Origin of the sequence: Stenotrophomonas sp. MMGLT7, from assembly GCF_021168555.1 — a bacterium.
In the GTDB taxonomy this organism is placed as follows: Bacteria; Pseudomonadota; Gammaproteobacteria; order Xanthomonadales; family Xanthomonadaceae; genus MMGLT7.
In genome coordinates this window covers 121,631-141,539 of sequence record NZ_JAJOZS010000002.1, presented here as the reverse complement: position 1 = coordinate 141,539, position 19,909 = coordinate 121,631, and the positions used below count along the sequence as shown (strand labels likewise).

15 protein-coding genes, 1 pseudogene and 1 riboswitch are annotated in these 19,909 nt (G+C 71.7%); of the genes and pseudogenes, 12 read left to right on the top strand and 4 right to left on the bottom strand.

The features are described 5' to 3' along the window. Positions 1 to 588: 588 nt before the first annotated feature. Entirely contained in the window at positions 589 to 2,037 is a 1,449-nt protein-coding gene (locus LRX76_RS03380; RefSeq protein ID WP_269450699.1) for a sugar porter family MFS transporter, read from the bottom strand. Between the two features lie 250 nt (positions 2,038 to 2,287). Beyond that, a riboswitch (cobalamin riboswitch) is annotated at positions 2,288 to 2,545 on the top strand. Positions 2,546 to 2,666: 121 nt separating this feature from the next. Here LRX76_RS03380 and btuB point away from each other — a divergent pair. The 6 genes from btuB to cbiB all read left to right on the top strand — a co-directional run bounded on the left by btuB (position 2,667) and on the right by cbiB (position 8,880). Next, positions 2,667 to 4,541, top strand: a complete 1,875-nt coding sequence (gene btuB, locus LRX76_RS03375) for a TonB-dependent vitamin B12 receptor (protein ID WP_231802093.1) — start codon at positions 2,667 to 2,669, stop codon at positions 4,539 to 4,541. 159 nt (positions 4,542 to 4,700) lie between these two features. Next, positions 4,701 to 5,279, top strand: coding sequence for a hypothetical protein (locus LRX76_RS03370; protein WP_231802091.1), 579 nt, complete (start codon positions 4,701 to 4,703; stop codon positions 5,277 to 5,279). A gap of 119 nt (positions 5,280 to 5,398) precedes the next feature. Beyond that, entirely contained in the window at positions 5,399 to 5,920 is a 522-nt protein-coding gene (locus LRX76_RS03365; RefSeq protein ID WP_231802623.1) for a hypothetical protein, read from the top strand. 22 nt (positions 5,921 to 5,942) lie between these two features. Next, entirely contained in the window at positions 5,943 to 6,554 is a 612-nt protein-coding gene (cobO, locus tag LRX76_RS03360) for a cob(I)yrinic acid a,c-diamide adenosyltransferase (RefSeq protein WP_231802089.1), read from the top strand. Positions 6,555 to 6,557: 3 nt separating this feature from the next. Next, on the top strand, positions 6,558 to 7,853 hold the full coding sequence (locus LRX76_RS03355; protein ID WP_231802087.1) for a cobyrinate a,c-diamide synthase: 1,296 nt from the start codon (positions 6,558 to 6,560) through the stop codon (positions 7,851 to 7,853). Between the two features lie 97 nt (positions 7,854 to 7,950). Beyond that, positions 7,951 to 8,880 carry an adenosylcobinamide-phosphate synthase CbiB gene (cbiB, locus tag LRX76_RS03350; protein WP_231802085.1) on the top strand — a complete coding sequence of 310 codons (930 nt, stop codon included), beginning with the start codon at positions 7,951 to 7,953 and terminating at the stop codon, positions 8,878 to 8,880. A gap of 284 nt (positions 8,881 to 9,164) precedes the next feature. Here the strand turns inward: cbiB and LRX76_RS03345 are convergent, their stop codons facing one another. Further along, complete coding sequence (locus tag LRX76_RS03345; RefSeq protein ID WP_231802083.1) at positions 9,165 to 9,470, bottom strand: PsiF family protein; 306 nt, start codon at positions 9,468 to 9,470, stop codon at positions 9,165 to 9,167. Between the two features lie 183 nt (positions 9,471 to 9,653). On the opposite strand from LRX76_RS03345, the pseudogene cobD reads away from it, so the two are divergent. From cobD to LRX76_RS03315, 6 genes and pseudogenes are all read left to right on the top strand, one after another. Then, a pseudogene (cobD, locus tag LRX76_RS03340) lies at positions 9,654 to 10,634 on the top strand (threonine-phosphate decarboxylase CobD); the annotation flags it as partial. Between the two features lie 144 nt (positions 10,635 to 10,778). Continuing rightward, a complete protein-coding gene (locus LRX76_RS03335; RefSeq protein ID WP_231802621.1) occupies positions 10,779 to 12,266 on the top strand; it encodes a cobyric acid synthase in 1,488 nt (495 codons plus the stop codon). Beyond that, on the top strand, positions 12,254 to 12,775 hold the full coding sequence (cobU, locus tag LRX76_RS03330) for a bifunctional adenosylcobinamide kinase/adenosylcobinamide-phosphate guanylyltransferase (protein ID WP_231802081.1): 522 nt from the start codon (positions 12,254 to 12,256) through the stop codon (positions 12,773 to 12,775). Before LRX76_RS03335 ends, cobU begins: the two co-directional genes overlap by 13 nt. Positions 12,776 to 12,780: 5 nt before the next feature. Further along, positions 12,781 to 13,827: a nicotinate-nucleotide--dimethylbenzimidazole phosphoribosyltransferase gene (gene cobT / locus LRX76_RS03325; RefSeq protein ID WP_231802619.1), complete on the top strand. Its 1,047-nt coding sequence runs from the start codon at positions 12,781 to 12,783 to the stop codon at positions 13,825 to 13,827. Positions 13,828 to 14,073: 246 nt separating this feature from the next. Continuing rightward, positions 14,074 to 14,628, top strand: coding sequence for a histidine phosphatase family protein (locus LRX76_RS03320; RefSeq protein ID WP_231802617.1), 555 nt, complete (start codon positions 14,074 to 14,076; stop codon positions 14,626 to 14,628). Next, positions 14,625 to 15,365, top strand: a complete 741-nt coding sequence (locus LRX76_RS03315) for an adenosylcobinamide-GDP ribazoletransferase (RefSeq protein ID WP_231802079.1) — start codon at positions 14,625 to 14,627, stop codon at positions 15,363 to 15,365. Before LRX76_RS03320 ends, LRX76_RS03315 begins: the two co-directional genes overlap by 4 nt. An 88-nt stretch (positions 15,366 to 15,453) precedes the next feature. On the opposite strand, the gene ybaL is transcribed toward LRX76_RS03315, so the two are convergent. Together ybaL and LRX76_RS03305 are read right to left on the bottom strand one after the other, a co-directional pair. Continuing rightward, on the bottom strand, positions 15,454 to 17,157 hold the full coding sequence (ybaL, locus tag LRX76_RS03310) for a YbaL family putative K(+) efflux transporter (RefSeq protein ID WP_231802076.1): 1,704 nt from the start codon (positions 17,155 to 17,157) through the stop codon (positions 15,454 to 15,456). Between the two features lie 277 nt (positions 17,158 to 17,434). After that, positions 17,435 to 19,816, bottom strand: coding sequence for a TonB-dependent receptor (locus LRX76_RS03305; RefSeq protein WP_231802074.1), 2,382 nt, complete (start codon positions 19,814 to 19,816; stop codon positions 17,435 to 17,437). Positions 19,817 to 19,909 lie beyond the last annotated feature (93 nt).

The window sequence follows — 19,909 nt, the reverse complement described above, 5'->3', positions numbered from 1 at the left end:
CTTTCCCATGCTCCAGGCAGCCCCATCCGCCCTCCGGGCACCTTCCCCCGCAAGCGGGAGAAGGGAACGGCGCTCGCTCATCCGGAATCGCCGCGGGGCTTCCCTTCTCCCGTTCACGGGAGAAGGTGGCGCGCAGCGCCGGATGAGGGGGCTTTTGCTTTTGCTTTCCCATGCTCCAGGCAGTCCCCCATCTGCCCTTCGGGCACCTTCCCCCGCAAACGGGAGAAGGGAACAGCGCTCGCTCACCCGGAATCACTGCGGGGGCTTACCTTCTCCCGTTCACGGGAGAAGGTGGCGCGCAGCGCCGGATGAGGGCGCTTTTGCTGTGTCTTCCCCATGCTCCAGGCAGCCCCCATCCGCCCTCCGGGCACCTTCCCCCGCAAGCGGGAGAAGGGAACAGCGCTCGCTCATCCGGAATCACTGCGGGGGCTTCCCTTCTCCCGTTCACGGGAGAAGGTGGCGCGCAGCGCCGGATGAGGGCGCTTTTGCTGTGTCTTCCCCATGCTCCAGGCAGCCCCCCATCCGCCCTCCGGGCACCTTCCCCCGCAAGCGGGGGAAGGGAGCTTGCCTGGCCTCCGCTCCGGCGGCTCAGGCCTCGTCCAGGCTGTGCCGGTCCTTGAGGAAGGCCTCGATCTTCTCCAGCGACTTGCCGCGCGTCTCCGGCACGCACAGCAACACGAAGGCCAGCGATACGACGTTGATGCCGGCGAGGATGAAGAAGGTGATGTAGCCCAGCTCGGTCAGCATCATCGGGAACAGGAACGAGACGATCGAGTTGAACACCCACTGGATCGACACCGCCAGGCCGGTGACCAGGCCGCGCACGTGCAGCGGGAACAGCTCGGACATCAGCAGCCAGTACACCGGTGCGATCAGCATCTGCATGAAGAACAGGAAGAACAGGATGCAGGCCAGCGCCGCATAGCTCTGCAGCGGCGAGACCGGCACGTACAGCAGCACCGCGCCCAGCGCCAGCTGCGCCACGATGACCGCGCCCAGGCCGGTCAGCAGCATCGGGCGGCGGCCATGGCGGCCGATCAGCCAGATGCCGACCAGGGTGGCGATCACCGCGACAACGCCGTTGCCGATGGTGGCGGTGATCGCGGCATTGGTGCCCAGGCCGGTGGACTGGAGGATGATCGGCGTGAAGTACATGAAGGCGTTGATGCCGGTGAACTGGATCATGAAGCCCAGCCCGATGCCGATCGCCAGCACGATCCGGATCCAGCGCTCGGCGGCGATGTCGCGCCAGCGCGCCTGGTGCGCTTCCTGCTCGCGCTCGCCGGTGATCTCGTCCAGCTCCTTCTCCACCTGCGCGTCGCTGCTGCGGATGCGCTGCAGCACCGCGCGGGCCTCGTCGATGCGGCCGCGCGCGGCCAGCCAGCGCGGCGAGCCGGGGATGAACAGCAGCCCCAGCCACAGCAGCGCCGCCGGCACCGCGGCGAGGGCGAGCATCACCCGCCACACCTCGGCCTCGTCGGACAGGTGGGCGAGCACGGCATTGGAGATGTAGGCGATGCACTGCCCGCTCACGATCATCAGCTCGCTCTGGCTGACCAGTCGCGCGCGGCGCCCGGGCGGCGCCATCTCGGCGATGAACACCGGCACGATCGCCGAAGCGCCGCCCACGGCCAGGCCGAGCACGAAGCGCATCAGCACCATGATTTCCACGTTGGGCGCCAGCGCGGTGCCGATCGCGCCGAGGAAGAAGATGATGGCCACCAGCTTCAGAGAGTCGCGGCGTCCGCGCGATTCGCTGAAGTGGCCGCTGAAGAAGGAGCCGAAGGCTGCGCCGAACACCAGCGAGGAGGCGACCAGGCCCTCGGTCAGCGGCGTGAGCGAGAGTCCACCCTGCTCCTGGGGCAAGGTCATGAAGGGCAGCGCGCCGGAGATCACGCCGGTGTCGTAGCCGAACGCCAGCGCGCCCATCGTTGCGATGACGGTGATCAGGCGGACGAACCGGCTCTCGGAAGTGGAGCCCGACTTCGTCGGCTGGGAGGGGGGGGGTGCGGGAATGGCTTGATCGGTTGTCGGCATGACTCTCGGGAGGGAAGGCGGGGGGAGGTGCCACGTTCGGGCAAACGGCGGTGGGAGTGCAGGCCGCGAGGGCCGACGCAGGCATGGAAACCACTGCCGTGGGCGGCAAGCAATGTGTGTTGAATGCCCTTGCCGGCATGCTGCGATGCAAAAATAACCCTACACGAGCTGGCCGGCCACGTCGAGGAAGCGACCGGTGGTCGCAGCTGCGCGGGCCGCTGCGGGGCAGCGGCCGAGGCCACGAACTGTTAACATCTGCGCCCCCTGAGGTGACCGCCGGCTGGCCGGCGGTTTGAACGGGAATACGGTGCGCGGGCCCGGCGCGCGGACGGCTTCTGCCGCCCACGCTGCCAGGCCGGCAATGCCGGAGCTGCCCCCGCAACGGTGGGCGAGACAACATCCCGCACGCAACGCCACTGTGCTTCGGCATGGGAAGGCGCGGGATGGGAAGGCCTGCTCAGGCCTTCGCTCGCGAGCCCGGAGACCGGCCACAGGGCCAATGACCGGCACGCGGTGGGCGTGGCAATGGCCACCTGCCGCATGTCGGCCCGGTGCCCGTCGCCTGTTCCCGCCTGCCTTCTTCCACCGCATCCGCGCGGGCAGGCGCGGTTCCAGGAGTTGCAGTCCGAATGTCCTTCCCCCATGTTCCGCTGCGCGGCGCCGTGCTGGCCGCCGCGCTGTCGCCATCGCTTGCCGCGCCGGCGCTGGCCGCCGAGGCCGTCGACCTGGACCAGGTCGTGGTCACCGCCACCCGCACCGCGCAGACCCAGGACCAGGCGCTGGCGCCGGTCACCGTGATCGACCGCGCGCAGATCGAGCGCCGCCAGGTGGCGTCGCTGCCGGACCTGCTGCGCGGCGAGGCCGGCGTGTCGCTGGCCAACAACGGTGGTCCCGGCAAGGCGACCTCGCTGTTCCTGCGCGGCACCGAGTCCGACCACGTGCTGGTGCTGGTGGACGGCGTGCGGATCGGCTCGGCCACCTCCGGCGGCGCGGCGCTGCAGGACATCCCGGTCGAGCAGATCGAGCGCATCGAGATCGTGCGCGGGCCGTTCTCCAGCCTGTACGGCTCGGAGGCGATCGGCGGCGTGATCCAGGTGTTCACCCGCCGCCCGCAGGGGCCGTTCGTGCCGACCCTGGGCATCGCCGCCGGCAACGACGGCACACGCCGCTACAGCGCCGGCGTGGCCGGCCGCAGCCCGGGAGACCTGGGCGAGCGCGGCGGCTGGTACTCGGTCAATGCCGCGCACGAGCAGACCGACGGCATCAACGCCTACCTCAACACCGCCAACAGCGCCTACGACCCGGACCGCGACGGCTACCGCAACGACTCGCTGAGCGTGCAGGGCGGCTGGCGCTTCAACCGCCAGTGGGATGCGGACGTGCAGGCGCTACGCGCGCAGAGCCGCAACGAGTACGACGGCGGCAGCAGCGGCGGCGATCTTGGCAAGGGCGTGCAGCAGGTGGCCGGCGGCCGCGTGCGCTATGCGCCGACCGACGCGCTCAAGTTCACCGCCAGCGTCGGCGCCAGTTCTGACCTGAGCGACGTCTACTACCGCGGCGCCTATCTCTCCACGTTCGATACGCGCCGCCGCCTCGGCTCGCTACAGGCCGACATCGATGCCGGCCCGGGACTGCTGAGCGTCGGCTTCGACTGGCAGCGCGACGAGATCGCCAGCAGCGAGGTCTACGATCAGGACCGCCGCATCAACCGCGGTGGCTTCGCGCAGTGGCAGCAGGCGTTCGGCGCGCACTCGCTGCAGGCCAGCGTGCGCCGCGACGACAACAGCCAGTTCGGCGGCAAGAATACCGGCAGCGTGCTGTGGGGCTGGGACTTCGCCGAGCACCTGCGCCTGACCGCCAGCTACGGCACCGCGTTCAAGGCGCCGACCTACAACGAGCTGTACTACCCGGCCTACGGCAACCCGCTGCTGGGGCCGGAGACCTCGCGCAGTGTCGAGCTGGGGCTGCGCGGCGAGTACGGCTGGGGCGACTGGTCGCTCAATGCGTTCCAGACCCGCGTCGACGACCTGATCGCCTACGATTCGTCGCTGGTGGACGCCGCGCATCCGTTCGGCCAGCCCAACAACATCGACCAGGCGCGCATCCGCGGCGTCGAGGCCGGCTACGACACCACGCTGGCCGGCTGGATGCTGCGCACCCGCCTGACCTGGCTGGATCCACGTGCCGACGGCGACAGCAACCACGGCAACTGGCTGCCGCGCCGTGCCCGCCAGAGCGGGCGCATCGATGCCGACCGCGACTTCGTCGGCTTCAGCGTCGGCGCCAGCATGTACGCAGCCGGCGCACGCTACGACAACCTGGCCAACACCGTGCGCCTGGCCGGCTATGCGCTGCTGGACCTGCGGGTGGGCTACAAGGTCGCCCGCGACTGGAGCCTCGGCCTGAGCGTGGACAACGTGTTCGACCGCGGCTACGAGACCGCGCGCTGGTACGCGCAGCCCGGCCGCGGCTACCGGCTGACGCTGCGCTACCATCCGCTTTAGTGCGAGTCCCTCGCAAGAGCCCGCACATCCGTGTGCGGGGATTCAAGCAGGCGAGTCCCTCGCAAGAGCCCGCGCATCCATGTGCGGGGGTTCAAGCAGGCGAGTCCCTCGCAAGAGCCCGCACATCCGTGTGCGGGGATTCAACAGGAGATTGCTCCGATGAAACCGCTGTCCCGCTCCGCCGAAACCGCATTGTTCGTCACCCTGATGGTGGCGATGGTGGCCACGCGCTTCCACCACGAGGGCAACCTCGTGCACCAGCACCTGCCGGATGCCTCGATGGCGGCGTTCTTCCTCGGCGGCCTGTACCTGCGCAGCCACTGGCGCTTCGCGGTGTTGCTGGCGCTGGCGGTCGCGGTGGACTGGGCGGCGATCGAACTGGCCGGCGTCAGCGATTTCTGCGTCACCGCGGCCTATGCGGCGCTGCCGCTGGCCTACGGCGTGCTGTGGTACGCCGGCCGCCTTTACGGCGGGCGGCTGAGTGCCGGCGCCGGCTCGCTGGCCGCGGCGTGGGGACTGGGCATCGCCGCCGCGGCGCTGTCGTTCCTGATCTCCAACGGCGCCTTCTACTGGCTGGGCGGACGCTATCCCGATCCGAACCTCGCCCAGTACCTGGCCCGCGCCTGGCAGTGGGGCCCGCTGTTCGTGCGCACCACCGCCTGCTACCTGGCGGCGGCGTTCGTGCTCCATTATCTGGTCGTGCGGATCGGTACCGTGCGCCGCGTCGCCGCCGGCTGACCGGCGGACAACCTCCAGGAGCAGACATGTCCGGCATCCCCGCGATATCCGACCACCACCGCCCGCTGCCGCTGCAAGGCCGCGCGCAGTGGACGGTCGCCCTGCTGCTGGCGGCGCTGATGATCTGCACGCGCGGCCAGCACTTCGCCTCGGTGGACGCGCTGCCGAGCGCGTCGTGGGCGGTGTTCTTCCTGGCCGGCGCACTGCTGCGGCCGCTGTGGGCGCTGCCGGCGTTGTTGCTGCTGTCCTCGCTGCTGGACTTCGGCAGCCTGGCCGCAGGCACCATCGGCGACTGGTGCCTGTCGCCGGCGTACTGGGCGCTGGCCTTCGCCTACACGGCGCTGTGGCTGGGCGGGCGCTTCTACGCGCGCCGGCTGCACGATGGCGGCTGGCGCAGCGTGCCGCGGCTGGCACTGGCGCTGGTGGCGGCCGCCAGCGTGGCTTACCTGCTGTCCAAGGGCGGTTTCTACTTCTTCTCCGGACGCTATCCCGATGCCGAGCTGGCCGGGTTCCTCGCCCGTGTCCCGCACTACTACCCGCGGGCCCTGGGCACGCTGGCCGGCTACGCCGGCGCCGGCCTGCTGCTGGCCGCGCTGTGGCAGCGGCTGGCCGCGCGCCAGCCGCGCAGGGCGGCGGCGTGAATCGCGCCACGGAGATGGCGGCATGAGCAGGTTCGAGCGCGACGACGCCTACTACCGCGAACGCGCGCAGCGGCAGAAGGAACTGGTTGACCGGCGCATCGCCCGCGCCACGATCGACCGCGGCGTGCTGCTGGTCAACACCGGCAACGGCAAGGGCAAGAGTTCCTCCGGCTTCGGCATGCTGGCGCGCTCGCTCGGGCACGGCCTGCGCTGCGGCGTGGTGCAGTTCATCAAGGGCAGCTACGCCACCGGAGAGGAAGCGTTCTTCCGCCGCTTTCCCGATCAGCTCGACTACCACGTGATGGGCGAGGGCTTCACCTGGGAGACCCAGGACCGCTCGCGCGACATCGCCGCGGCGATGGCGGCGTGGGAGGTGGCGCGGCGGATGCTGTCGGACCCGGACTACGATTTCGTGCTGCTGGACGAGCTCAACATCGCCCTGGTCAAGGAGTACGTCCCGCTCGCCGACGTGCTGGCCGCACTGGCCGCGCGCCCGCCGCGCCAGCACGTGGTGATCACCGGCCGCGGTGCCCCGGACGCGCTCGTCGAGGCGGCCGACACCGTCACCGACATGCGCGTGGTCAAGCACGCCTTCAAGGCCGGGATCATGGCGCAGAAGGGCATCGAGCTTTAGGACGTGAGCACCGTCGCGCACTGCCCGGCCCTGCTGGTCTCGGCACCGGCCTCGGGCCAGGGCAAGAGCAGCGTGACCGCCGCGATCGCGCGCTGGCACCGGCGCCAGGGCCGGCGCGTGCGGGTGTTCAAGACCGGGCCGGACTTCCTCGACCCCATGCTGCACGCCCGCGCCAGCGGCGCGCCGGTCTACCAGCTGGACCTGTGGATGACCGGCGAGGACGACATCCGCCGCCGCCTGCACGCGGCTGCGTGCGAGGCCGAGCTGATCCTGGTCGAAGGCGTGATGGGGCTGTTCGACGGCGCACCGTCCAGCGCCGACCTGGCGCAGCGCTTCGGCATCCCGGTGCTGGCGGTGATCGACGGCAGCGCGATGGCGCAGACCTTCGGTGCGCTGGGGGCGGGACTGGCGCGCTATCGCGACGGCCTGCCGATGTACGGCGTGGCCGCCAACCGCATCGGCGGCGCACACCATGCGCGGCTGCTGCGCGAGAGCCTGCCGCCCTGGCTGGCGTGGATGGGAGCGTTGCCGCGCGACGCTGCACTGGCGTTGCCCGAGCGCTACCTCGGGCTGGTCGCCGCCGCCGAGGTCGGCGATCTCGATGCGCGGTTGGACGCGCTGGCCGACGCCTGGGGCGAGCACGCCAGCACCGCGCTGCCGCCGCCGCTGGCCTTCGCCGCGCCCGCACCGGCGTCGCCGCCGCACGGCCTGCGGGGCACGCGCATCGCGGTCGCGCGCGATGCCGCGTTCTGCTTCCTGTATCCGGCCAATCTCGACCTGTTGCGGCAGGCCGGGGCGCGGCTGGAGTTCTTCTCGCCGCTGGCCGGCGAGCCGCTGCCGCAGTGCGATGCGGCCTGGCTGCCCGGCGGCTACCCGGAACTGCACCTGGACGCGCTGTCGCAGCGGCACGATCTGTTCGCCTCGCTGCGCACCCATTGCCAGGCCGGCAAGCCGCTGCTGGCCGAATGCGGCGGCATGCTGTTGCTGCTGGAACGGCTCACCGGCAAGGACGGCGCTTCCGCGCCGCTGGCCGGACTGCTGCCGGGCACGGCCACGCTGCAGAATCGTCCGGCGGCGCTGGGCCTGCAGGAAGTGGCGCTGCCGGAAGGCGTGCTGCGCGGCCACACCTTCCACTACGCGCGCGCGGCGCTGCAGCTGCAGCCGCTGGCGGTGGCGCGCAACCCGAACGGCGGGCCGAGCGCGGAGGCGGTGTACCGGCGGGGCAGGTCGACCGCCAGCTTCGTGCACTTCTACTTCCCGTCCAATCCGCAGGCGGCGGTGGCGCTGTTCCGGCCATGAAGCCCGACCATCCCCGTAGGAGCGACTTCAGTCGCGATGGGGCTTTCGCGGTAAAGCCCATCGCGACTGAAGTCGCTCCTACGGCAGCGTTGCAGCCATGACGACGGTGTTGCTGGTCGCCGTCGCCGCGGTGCTGCTCGACCTGCTGCTGGGCGAGCCGCGCCGCGCGCATCCGCTGGTGCTGTTCGGGCGCTGGGCGCAACGGATCGAGGCGCGGCTGTACCGCGACCGCCGCCGCGCCGGCGTGGCGGCATGGTGCGCGGCGGTGCTGCCGTGGACGCTGCTGGCGGCGCTGCTGCAGGCCGGGTTGTGGTGGCTGTCGCCTTGGCTGGCGGCCGCGTTCTCGGCGCTGGCGCTGTACCTGGCGCTGGGCCTGCGCAGCCTGGGCGAGCACGCGCTGCCGGTGGCGCTGGCGCTGGAACGCGACGACCTGCCCGCCGCCCGTGCCGCGGTGTCGCGCATCGTCAGCCGCGACACCGCGCGGCTGGATCGCACCCAGGTGGCGACGGCGGCCACCGAGTCGGTGCTGGAGAACGGCAGCGACGCGGTGTTCGCCGCACTGTTCTGGGCGGCGCTGCTGGGCGCGCCGGGCGCGGTGCTGTACCGGTTGTCGAACACGCTGGACGCGATGTGGGGCTATCGCACCCCGCGCTACCGCCATTTCGGCTGGGCGGCGGCGCGCATCGACGACGTGCTCAACTGGCTGCCGGCGCGGCTGTGTGCGCTGACCTACGCGGTGCTGGGCGATACCGCCGCCGCGCTGCGCTGCTGGCGCCTGCAGGGGCGCGGCTGGAAGAGCCCGAACGCCGGTCCGGTGATGGCCGCCGGCGCCGGCGCGCTGCGGCTGCGGCTTGGCGGCGCGGCGCCCTACCACGGGCAATGGCAGATGCGTCCGCCGCTGGGCGAGGGGGAGTTGCCTCGGGCCGGAAGCATCCGCCGCGCATTGCGGCTGGTGCGCGGCGGGGTGCTGCTGTGGCTGACGGTGGGCGCGGCGATGCTGGCGCCATTGCCGTTCTTGCCGTCCTGATTGCCCCAAGGGCGCATCCCGCGCCAGCGTCGAGCCGTGGCCGATGCGTTCCCGGCACCGATGACTAGCGCCAACTGTCGGTTCCCGTATCGAAACCGGCCGTCGTCCCCGCGAAGGCGGGACCCAGTGCCTTGCCGCGGTACAGGCTCGGGTCGCGGGGTCCCCGCCTTCGCGGCGACGACGACTGGAAGGCTGCGCAAATGCACGACGGCCGGCACTGGACACTAATCAGCTGCCGGGAACGCCCCAGCCTTGGCTCTACCCACGACACGCCGGCCGCAGCCTCAGTGGCTCTTGAGGCAGTCGCCCAGGAAACTCTTGCGCTCGTCGCCCTTCTTGCCGGCGGCCTGCGCATTGCAGTCCTTCATGCGCTGCTGCGACGCATTGGCGGAGCTCTTGCCGCCGGCGCTGCCGCCGCTCAGGCAGGATTTCTGCGCGCTCTTGTAGGCATCGCCGGTCTTGCCCTTGTTCTGCGCCGAGCACTTGCTCATCAGCTCCTGCTGCGGGGTCTTCTGCGCGGCGGCGGCGAGCAGCGGGCTGGCGGCCAGGACGGCGAGGATCGATGCAAGGGCGAAACGGTGCTGGGACATGGGGCGGCTCCTCGAGGTGGATGCGCCATGTTGCCGCCGCCGGCGCTGCGGATCATGGCGGCGATGACATGGATGACACATTCCGGCCCGCCGCCTGCCGATGGAACCGCTCCGCTCGCGCGGCGTATCCTTCCCCGCTTGGACACGGTGGATTGCGGCGGACGATGACAGGCAGGGCGCGACATGCTTGAGCACGGCGGGCGCCTGCTGCGCGCGGCGCGCCAGTACGGCATCGAGCCCGGGCGCTGGCTGGACCTGTCCACCGGCGTCAGCCCGTTCCCGTGGCCGCTGCCGGCCATCCCGCCGCAGGCCTGGCAGCGTCTGCCCGAGGACGACGATGGCCTGGTAGAGGCCGCCTGCGCCTACTACGGTGCGCCGGGACTGCTGCCGGTGGCCGGTTCGCAGGCCGCGATCCAGGCGCTGCCGCGGTTGCGCGCGCGCAGCCGGGTCGGGGTGATCGCGCCGGGCTATGCCGAGCATGCGCATGCCTGGCGCACTGCCGGGCACGAGGTCGATGTGCTGCCGTCCGTCGAACTGCTGGCGCGTGCGCAGGCATTCGACGTGCTGGTGCTGATCCATCCGAACAATCCCGGCGGCGACCGCTTCGGCAGCGACGAACTGCTGGCGCTGCATGCGCGGCTGGCCGCGCGCGGGGGCTGGCTGGTGGTCGACGAGGCCTTCATGGATGCGACGCCGCAGGCGAGCCTGTGCGCGCATGCCGACCGTGCCGGACTGGTGGTGCTGCGTTCGGTCGGCAAGTTCTTCGGCATGGCCGGCGCGCGTGCCGGCTTCGTCGCCGCGGCCGCGCCGCTGCTCGAGGCGCTGCGCGAACGCCTGGGGCCCTGGACGCTGGCCGGGCCGACGCGCTGGGCGCTGCGGCAGGCGCTGGCCGACCGCGACTGGCAGCGGCAGGCGATCCCGCGCCTGCGCACCGCCTCGGCCGCGCTCGCCGGCGTGCTGCGGCGGCACGGCATCGTGCCCAGCGCCGGCACCGACTTCTTCCAGTGGTGCCGGCGCGAGGATGCGGCCGCGCTGCACCACGCGCTGGCGCGCCGCGGCATCCTGGTGCGGCTGTTCGCCGAGCCGGCCAGCCTGCGCTTCGGCCTGCCGCCCGACGACGCGGGACTGGCGCGCCTGGACGCCGCGCTGGCCGAGCTGGGTGCGCTTGATCCGGCAGGAGCGCCCGTAGGAGCGACTGTAGGAGCGACTTCAGTCGCGATGGGGCTTTCCCGGGAAAGCTCCATCGCGACTGAAGTCGCTCCTACAGTCGCCCCTGCGAGGGCGCGCGCCGGGCACGCCGCGGTACTGATGGTCCAGGGCTGCACCTCCGATGCCGGCAAGAGCACGCTGGTCGCCGCACTGTGCCGCTGGCTGCACCGGCGCGGAGTGGCGGTGGCGCCGTTCAAGCCGCAGAACATGGCGCTGAACTCGGCCGTCACCGTGGACGGCGGCGAGATAGGCCGCGCCCAGGCGGTGCAGGCGCAGGCCTGCGGGCTGGCCCCGCACACCGATTTCAACCCGGTGCTGCTCAAGCCCAACAGCGACACCGGTGCGCAGGTGATCGTGCATGGCCGCGCCGTCGCCAATCTCGACGCGGCCGGCTACCACGACTACAAGCGCACCGCGCGCGAGGCGGTGCTGGCCTCGCACGCGCGCCTGGCCGAACGCTTCGACACGCTGCTGGTGGAAGGCGCCGGCAGCCCTGCCGAGATCAACCTGCGCGCCAACGACATCGCCAACATGGGTTACGCCGAGGCGGTGGACTGCCCGGTGATCCTGGTCGCCGACATCGACCGCGGCGGCGTGTTCGCGCACCTGGTGGGCACGCTGGCGCTGCTGTCGGAAAGCGAGCGCGCACGCGTGGCCGGCTTCGTCATCAACCGCTTCCGCGGCGACCAGGCACTGCTGCAGCCGGGCCTGGACTGGCTCGAGAAGGAGACCGGCAAGCCGGTGCTGGGGGTGCTGCCGTACCTGCACGGCCTGCAGCTGGAAGCCGAGGACGCGCTGCCGCGCATGCGCCAGGACAAGCCGCGGGCACGGCTGCAGGTGGCGGTGCCGGCGCTGCCGCGCATCAGCAACCACACCGATTTCGACGCGCTGGCCGCGCACCCGCAGGTGCAGCTGCGCTTCGTCGGCCCCGGCGAGGACATCCCGGCCTGCGACCTGGTCGTGCTGCCGGGCAGCAAGTCCACCCGCGCCGACCTGCACTGGCTGCGCGCGCAGGGCTGGGATGCGGCGATCGCCCGCCACCTGCGCTACGGCGGCAGGCTGCTCGGCATCTGTGGTGGGCTGCAGATGCTCGGCCGCGCCGTGCACGATCCCCACGGCATCGAAGGCGCGCCCGGCAGCAGCGCCGGCCTGGGCTGGCTGGAACTGGAGACCACGCTGGAGCCGCACAAGCAGCTGCGCCGCGTGCAGGGCCGGCTCGCGCTCGGCGACGCGCCTGCGCACGGCTACGAGATCCATTGCGGCGTCAGCACCGGGCCCGCGCTGCGGAGGCCGCTGCTGCAGCTGGACGACGGCCGCGGCGATGGCGCGGTCTCGGCCGACGGGCAGGTGCTGGGCACCTACCTGCACGGCGTATTCGACGCGCCGCAGGCGCTGTCGGCACTGCTGGCCTGGGCCGGGCTGGAGCAGGCCGAGCCGCTGGACCTGCACGCGCTGCGCGAGGCCACGCTGGAGCGGCTGGCCGATGCGGTGGAAGCGCACCTGGATACCGCCGCGCTGGCGCGGCTGACCGCGACCGACCCGGCCCGCCCGGAGCGCGCGGAAGGAGAGCCGGCATGCGCGAGCTGATCCTCGGCGGCGCCCGCTCCGGCAAGAGCGCGCTGGCCGAACGCATCGCCGCGGCCACTGCCGGCGAGGTGGTCTACATCGCCACCGCGCAGGCCTTCGACGGTGAGATGGCCGCACGCATCGCCCACCACCGCGCCCGGCGACCATCGCACTGGCAGTGCGTGGAGGAGCCGCTGGCGCTGGCCGCCACCCTGCGCGCGCAGGCCGGGGACGGCCGCTGCCTGCTGGTGGACTGCCTGACGCTGTGGCTGAGCAACCTGCTCGGCAGCGGCGACGAGGCGTTGCTGGCACGCGAGCGCGGGGCACTGCTGGACGTGCTGCCGCGGCTGCCCGGCCACATCGTGCTGGTGAGCAACGAGGTCGGGCAGGGCGTGGTGCCGATGGGCGAGCTGGCGCGCCGCTTCGTCGACGAGGCGGGCCGCCTGCACCAGGCGCTGGCGGCGCGCTGCGAGCGCGTGGCGTTCGTGGTCGCCGGCCTGCCGATGATTCTGAAAGGAGATCCCCTGTGAGTGTTGTGGACATCGAATGGATCCATGCCGGTTGCGCCATCGCCGATGCGGCCGCGCGCGAGGCGGCGCTGGCGCGGCAGCTGCAGCTGACCAAGCCGCCGGGTTCGCTGGGCCGGCTGGAGGCGCTGGCGGTGCAGCTGGCGGCGTGGCAGCGCAGCGAGCGCCCGCGGCTGGACACGGTATGGATCGCGGTCTACGCCGGCGACCACGGCGTCGCCGCCGAGGGCGTGTCGGCGTTCCCGCAGGCGGTCACCGGCGAGATGGTGCGCAACTTCGCCCATGGCGGCGCGGCGATCGCGGTGCTGGCGCGCGAACTCGGCGCCACGCTGGAGGTGGTCAACCTCGGCACCGTCAACGATCCGGGCGAGGTGCCCGGGGTGCGGCGCGCGCTCATCGCCGCCTCCACCGCCAACTTCTGCCAGGCCCCGGCGATGACGCCGGCGCAGCTCGCCGCCGCGCTGGCGGCCGGCGCCGACAGCATCGCGCAGGCGCGTGCGGCCGGTGCGCAGTTGTTCATCGGCGGCGAGATGGGCATCGCCAACACCACCGTTGCCGCGGCGCTGGCCTGCGCGCTGCTGCGGCGCTCGCCGCAGGAACTGGCCGGGCCCGGTACCGGGCTGGACGCGGCGGGGGTGGCGCGCAAGGCCGCGGTGGTCGCGCGCGCACTGGCGCTGCATGCCGATGCCGACGGCGCGCTGGAGCAGCTGCGGCGGCTGGGCGGGTTCGAGATCGCGGCGATGTCCGGCGCCTGCATCGCCGCCGCGCAGGCGGGCATCCCGGTGCTGGTGGACGGCTTCATCGCCACCACCGCGGCGCTGGCGGCGGTGCGCATCAATCCCGGGGTGCGCGACTGGCTGCTGTTTGCGCATCGCTCGCACGAGCGCGGCCACGCCGCGGTGCTGGAGGCGCTGCAGGCCGAGCCGCTGCTCGACCTGGGCCTGTGCCTGGGCGAGGCCAGCGGCGCGGCGGTGGCGGTGCCGCTGCTGCGCCTGGCCTGCGCGCTGCACGGCGGCATGGCCACGTTCGGCGAAGCGGGGGTGTCGCAGGGGTGAAAAGGGGGGAATCGGGATTGGGGATTGGGTGGGTCATGGCAACGGCGTTGCCGTGGAAAGGGTATCGCCGCCATCGTCCAGTTCGTCCGACCCCGCCGTTCCGATTCCCGATTCTCCATTCCCGATTCCCCGCTTCAACCGGCACGCCGCCTCCCGGCCAACCGGACGCCCTATGAGGCTTTACCGATGACAATGCCATTGCCGACCCACCCATTCCCGATTCCCGATTCCCCATTCCCGACCTCGATCGACCTGCTGCGCCACGGCGACACCGGCCAGCGCAGCTACCGCGGGCAACTGGACGACCCGCTCAGCGAGCTCGGCTGGCGCCAGCTGCGCCTGGCCACGGCGGCGGGGCATTGGGACGCGGTGGTGTCCTCCACGCTGCAGCGCTGCGCGCGCTTTTCCGCCGAGCTGGCCGCCCAGCGCGGGCTGCCGCTGCGGCTGGATGCGCGCCTGCGCGAATACCACTTCGGCGACTGGCAGGGCGTGCCGATCGAGGACATCGCCCGCGACGACGGCGATGCGCTCGGCCGCTTCTGGGCCGACCCGGAGGCCTTCCCGCCACCGGGCGCGGAGCCGTTGGCCGCATTCGGCCAGCGGCTGTGCGCGGCGCTGGACGACATCGCCGCCGAGCACGCGGACAGCGGCCGGCGCGTGCTGGTGGTGACCCATGGCGGCGCGATCCGCCTGATCCGCTGCCGCGCCGAGGCGCGTCCGTTCGCCGACATGGCCTCGATCGAGGTGGCGCACGCCTCGCTGCATCCGCTGCGCTGGCCGCCGGCCGTGGCCGGCGCATGATCGACGGCCTGCTCGCGGCGCTGGGGTTCCTGACCCGGATTCCGGTGCCCGCGCGGGTGTTCGCGCAGCCCGGGGTGCAGGCGCGCTCGCTGGCCTGGTACCCGCTGGTGGGGTTTCTGCTCGGCGTGCTGCTGTGCGCCGCGGCCTGGCTGCTGCGCGGCGCGCCGCCGCTGCTGGCGGCCGCGGTGCTGGTGGCGCTGTGGACGTGGCTGACCGGGGGCCTGCACCTGGACGGCCTGGCCGACAGTGCCGACGCCTGGGTCGGCGGCATGGGCGACCGCGCGCGCACCCTGGAGATCATGAAGGACCCGCGCAGCGGCCCGGCCGGGGTGAGCGCGCTGGTGCTGGTGCTGCTGCTGAAGTTCGCCGCGCTGGCCAGCCTGCCGGCCGCAGGCTGGCCGCTGCTGTGGCTGGCGCCGCTGCTGGCGCGGACCGCGCTCTCCGCGGCGTTCGTGTCGATGCCGTACGTGCGTGCCGGCGGCATCGGCAGCGGCCTGGCCGCGGCGGCGCGCAGGCCCTGCCTGGCGGCGATCGTGCTGGCCGTCCTGCTGGCGTCCTGCGCCGGCTGGGCCGGGATTGCGGCGCTGCTGGCCGCCGCGCTGGTGTTCGCGGCGTGGCGGCGCGCCTGCCTGCGGCGGCTGCAGGGGATGACCGGCGACACCTGCGGCGCGCTGGCCGAGCTGACCGAGGCCGCGGTGCTGGTGGCGCTGGCGCTTTCGGCGCAATCGCCGTCGTAGGAGCGACTTCAGTCGCGATGCGGCTTTACCGGTAAAGCTCCATCGCGACTGAAGTCGCTCCTACTGACGATAGCTTGGCGCTGCTGCCCTACAGCGTGGGGATCGGCTTGTCCATCGTGCGATAGGGCGGGGTGGACATCACCATCTCGGCCAGCGAGTAGGCCAGTTCGCGCTCGGCCATCACCGCGCCGTCGGCGCCGTGTTCCAGCAGGTGCCGGACCTCGGCGTCGCTGTGCGCGCGCGCCAGCAGGGTCAGCGACGGGTTCAGCGCGCGCAGCTTGGCCAGCGCCTCGCCGGCCTCCAGCGGCTGCGGGATCGCCAGCACCGCGATCTTGGCGCGCTCCGGATGGGCCTCGGCCAGCACCTTGTCGGCCGCCGCGCTGCCGCGGATGGCGGGGATGCCCAGGGCATGCGCCTTGGCCACGTGCTCGCGGTTGTCGTCGATCGCCAGCACCGGGACCCCGCGCTCGCGCAGCACCCGCGCCAGCTCCTGGCCGACGCGGCCGTAGCCGATCACGATGGCGTGGCCATGCAGGTCCAGCGAGGGGCCGGGCGGCAGCTCCGGCTCGGCCTTGGCCGGCACCAGGATCGGGTGCTTGGCCTGCCAGCGGTCCAGCCAGGAGAACAGGAACGGGTTGGCGATGATCGACATCAGCGCGCCGGCCAGCACCAGGTCGCGGCCGGTCTCGGGCAGGATCGCCAGGCTCACGCCCAGCCCGGCCAGGATGAAGGAGAACTCGCCGATCTGCGCCAGGCTGACGGAGATGGTCAGCGCGGTGGAGGTGGGATGGCCGAACGCGCGCACGATGAAGTACGCCGCCACCGACTTGCCCACGGTGATCGTCAGGAAGGTCGCCAGCACCAGCAGCGGGTGCTGCAGCAGGATGTGCGGGTCGAACAGCATGCCGACCGAGACGAAGAACAGCACCGCGAACGCGTCGCGCAGCGGCAGTGAGTCGTTGGCGGCCTTGTGGCTGAGCTCGGAGCGGTTGAGCAGCATGCCGGCGAAGAACGCGCCCAGCGCGAACGACACGCCGAACAGCAGCGCCGAGCCGAACGCCACGCCCAGCGCGATGGCCAGCACCGACAGCGTGAACAGCTCGCGCGAGCCGGTCGCGGCCACCTTCTCCAGCGTCCACGGGATGACCCGCGCGCCGACCACCAGCATCACCGCCACGAACGCGGCCACCTTCAGCAGGGTCCAGCCCAGCGCCTTGAGGATGGTCGCCGAGCCGCCGTCGGCCGCCGCCGCCGCGCCGGTGTCGCCGAGGATGTCGGCCAGTGCCGGCAGCAGCACCAGCGCCACCACCATCACCAGGTCCTCGACGATCAGCCAGCCGATGGCGATCTTGCCGCGCTTGGTCTCAAGCAGGCGGCGTTCCTCCAGCGCGCGCAGCAGCACCACCGTGCTGGCCACCGACAGCGCCAGGCCGAACACCAGCCCGTTGATCGGCGACCAGCCCATGCTCCAGGCCAGGCCCCAGCCGAGCAGGGTGGCGACCGCGATCTGGGCGATGGCGCCGGGGATCGCGATCCACTTCACTTCCATCAGGTCTTCGAGCGAGAAGTGCAGCCCGACGCCGAACATGAGCAGCATCACGCCCAGCTCCGACAGCTGGTTGGCCAGGTCCTGGTCGGCGACGAAGCCCGGGGTGAACGGACCCACGAACACGCCCGCCAGCAGGTAGCCCACCAGAGGCGAGACTTTCAGCTTGTTGGCCAGCGTACCGAGCACGAAGGCGATCGCCAGGCCGACGGCGATGATGTCGATGAGGCTGGTGTCGTGATGCATCCGGATCCCAAGCGCTGGCAAGTGCCCGAGTTTCGCCGATTGGCCGGTTTATGCGCAAACCGGCGTCGTCTTTTCGCGCTGCGGGCGGGCATCGGTGCGCTTGGCTTGCGTGTGCGGGCCGGCGCGGCGCGGCCTGTGCGCTCGCGTGCGGGCGCCGCCCGGGCCGCGATCGAAAGGCGTGTCGGACGCGGCCTGGGGCATCCCGCGCCGGGCGCGGAACGAACCCGCGGCGATCCCGGCGCAACCGGGACCGCCGCGGGCGACGCTCAGCGGCCGGTCACCACGTGTAGTTGACGCGCCCGTAGACGTAGGCGCCGTTGAAGCCGAACGGCGAGTAGTTGCTGTACGGGAACACGCCGCTGGTGGAGTTGAGGTAGATGTTCTTGTCCGGATAGGTGTCGAACACGTTGTCGGCGCCCAGCGTCAGCGTCCACTGCTCGCTCGGCTTGTAGCTGGCCGAGACGTCCACGATCCACTTGGCGTCGAAGGTCTGGTCGCGGGTGGGGTCGGTCGCGTTGCGCACCGTGAAGTCGCCGTAGCGGGTCGCGGTCAGGCCCAGGTCCCAGTGCTCGGCGGTCCACTTCCCGCCCAGCACCGCCTTGTCCTTCGGGAAGCTGTCCTCCAGCCGGCCGATCTCGTCGCGGGCCACCAGCGAGGTGGTGATGCCCAGGTCCGTGAGCGCGCTGGGCGAATCGTCCAGCTTCTGGATCTCGGTCTTGCTGTAGCCGTAGCTGGCACTGAGGTTCAGCGAGCTGGCGGCGAACGGGATGGTGTAGGTGCCGACCACGTCGACGCCGCGGGTGCGGGTGTCGGCCGCGTTGGTGAAATAGCGGAACGAGCTGACGTTGTCGATGCCCAGCGACGACAGCAGCGCATTGGCCGCCGCGTTGGTGGCCACGTTGGAGGACAGCAGGATGCGGTCGTCGATCTCGATCTGGTAGGCGTCCACCGTCAGCGAGAACTGGCTGGTGGGCTGCAGCACCAGGCCCAGGCTGTAGTTGGTGGAGGTCTCGGCCTTGAGCGGCTTGGAACCGAGCGCCTGGGCGGCGGCGCTGGAGGCCGGGAAGGTGCCGCTCTGGTAGAACACGCCGTCGCTGATGATGCTGGAGATGGCCTGGAAGCTCTGCTGGGCCAGCGAGGGGGCGCGGAAGCCGTTGGACACGGTGGCGCGCAACGCCACCGCGTCGGTGAACGCATAGCGCAGCGACAGCTTGCCGGAGGTCTTGCTGCCGAAGTCCGAGTAGTCCTCGTAGCGGCCGGTCAGGCCGGCGGAGAACTTGTCGGTCAGGTCGGCCTCCAGGCCGGCGTAGACGGCGTAGTTGTGGCGGTCGGCGTGGACGGCGTTGGCCGGGGTGAAGCCCGGGAAGCCCTGCGCGCCGCTGCCCAGGTAGGAACCTTCGGCGCCCGGCGACTGGTTCCACTTCTCCTGGCGGTATTCGGCGCCGAAGGCGAAGGTCACCGGATAGGCCAGGCCCCAGTCCAGCGGCTGGGTGAAGTCGGCGTTGAGCGCGTTCTGGGTGTACTCCAGCGCGCCGTCGTAGAAGCGGGTCGGGCTGTCGCTGCCCAGTGTGTAGTTGATCGTGTTGCGGGTGTTGTAGTCGATCTTGTTGTAGCCGTAGTTGTAGCTCACGTCCCAGGTGAAGCCGCCGTCGGTGGCCCCCTTCAGGCCCGCCAGCAGGGTGCGGTCCTTGGAGTACTGGTTGATCACCGGAACGTAGCCATCCGGGTAGAACTGCGCCAGCAGGGCCGTCTGGTTGCTGTGGTTCCTGGAGCGATAGAACGCGAACGAGTCGATGTCGCGGTTGCTGGCCAGCGCCGTGGCATAGCCGGTGACCGCGTCGGAGAACTGGAACTCGCCGTTGGCCGAGACCGATTCGGCCTGGACCCTGGGGTCGCCGATGACGAAGGCCTTCTCCCCGACCGCCGGGTAGTTGCCGGTATTGGGCGTGGTACCGGCATAGGGGCCGGAGCGGTTGGTCTCGTCCTGCTTGTCGATCTGGCCGGCCACGTGCAGCGTGCCGCGCCCGTCGCCGAAGCTCACGCCGGTGTCGCCGGAGAGCTGGTACTGCGAGCCGTCGCCGGCGGAGTACTTGCCGTAGTTCACGCCCAGGCTGCCGCCCTGGCCCGCGCCCTTGAGCACGATGTTGATCACGCCGGCGATGGCATCGGAGCCGTACTGCGCCGAGGCGCCGTCGCGCAGCACCTCCACGCGCTCGATGGCGGCGATCGGGATGGTGTTCAGGTCCACCGCCGAGGAGCCGCGGCCGATGCTGCCGTTGAGGTTGATGGCGGCCGAGGAGTGGTAGCGCTTGCCGTTGACCAGGACCAGCACCTGGTCCGGCGACAGCCCGCGCAGCTGCGCCGGGCGCACGCCGCTGGTGCCGTCCACCAGCGCCGGGCGCGGGAAGTTGAGCGAGGGAAGCACGCGCGAGAGGGCGGTGGCCAGCTCGGTGGAACCGGTGGACCGCAGCGCCTGCGGGGTGACGATGTCGATCGGCGACTGCGACTCGGCCACCGTGCGGTCGCTGACGCGGGTGCCGGTGACGATGATGGTGTCGAGCGTGCTGGGAGCCGGCGCGGCATTGGACTGCGCCAGGGCGGAGAAGGGAAGGCCGAGTGCGACGGCAACGGCGGCGGCTAGCGTGGACTTGCGATTCATCGACTTGCGACTCCGGGTATGGGCGATGCGGTGCAGCGGCGCTGCGTCCCGCGGTTCGGGGGACGGCAGGGTTGCGGGAAGCGCATCTCGAAT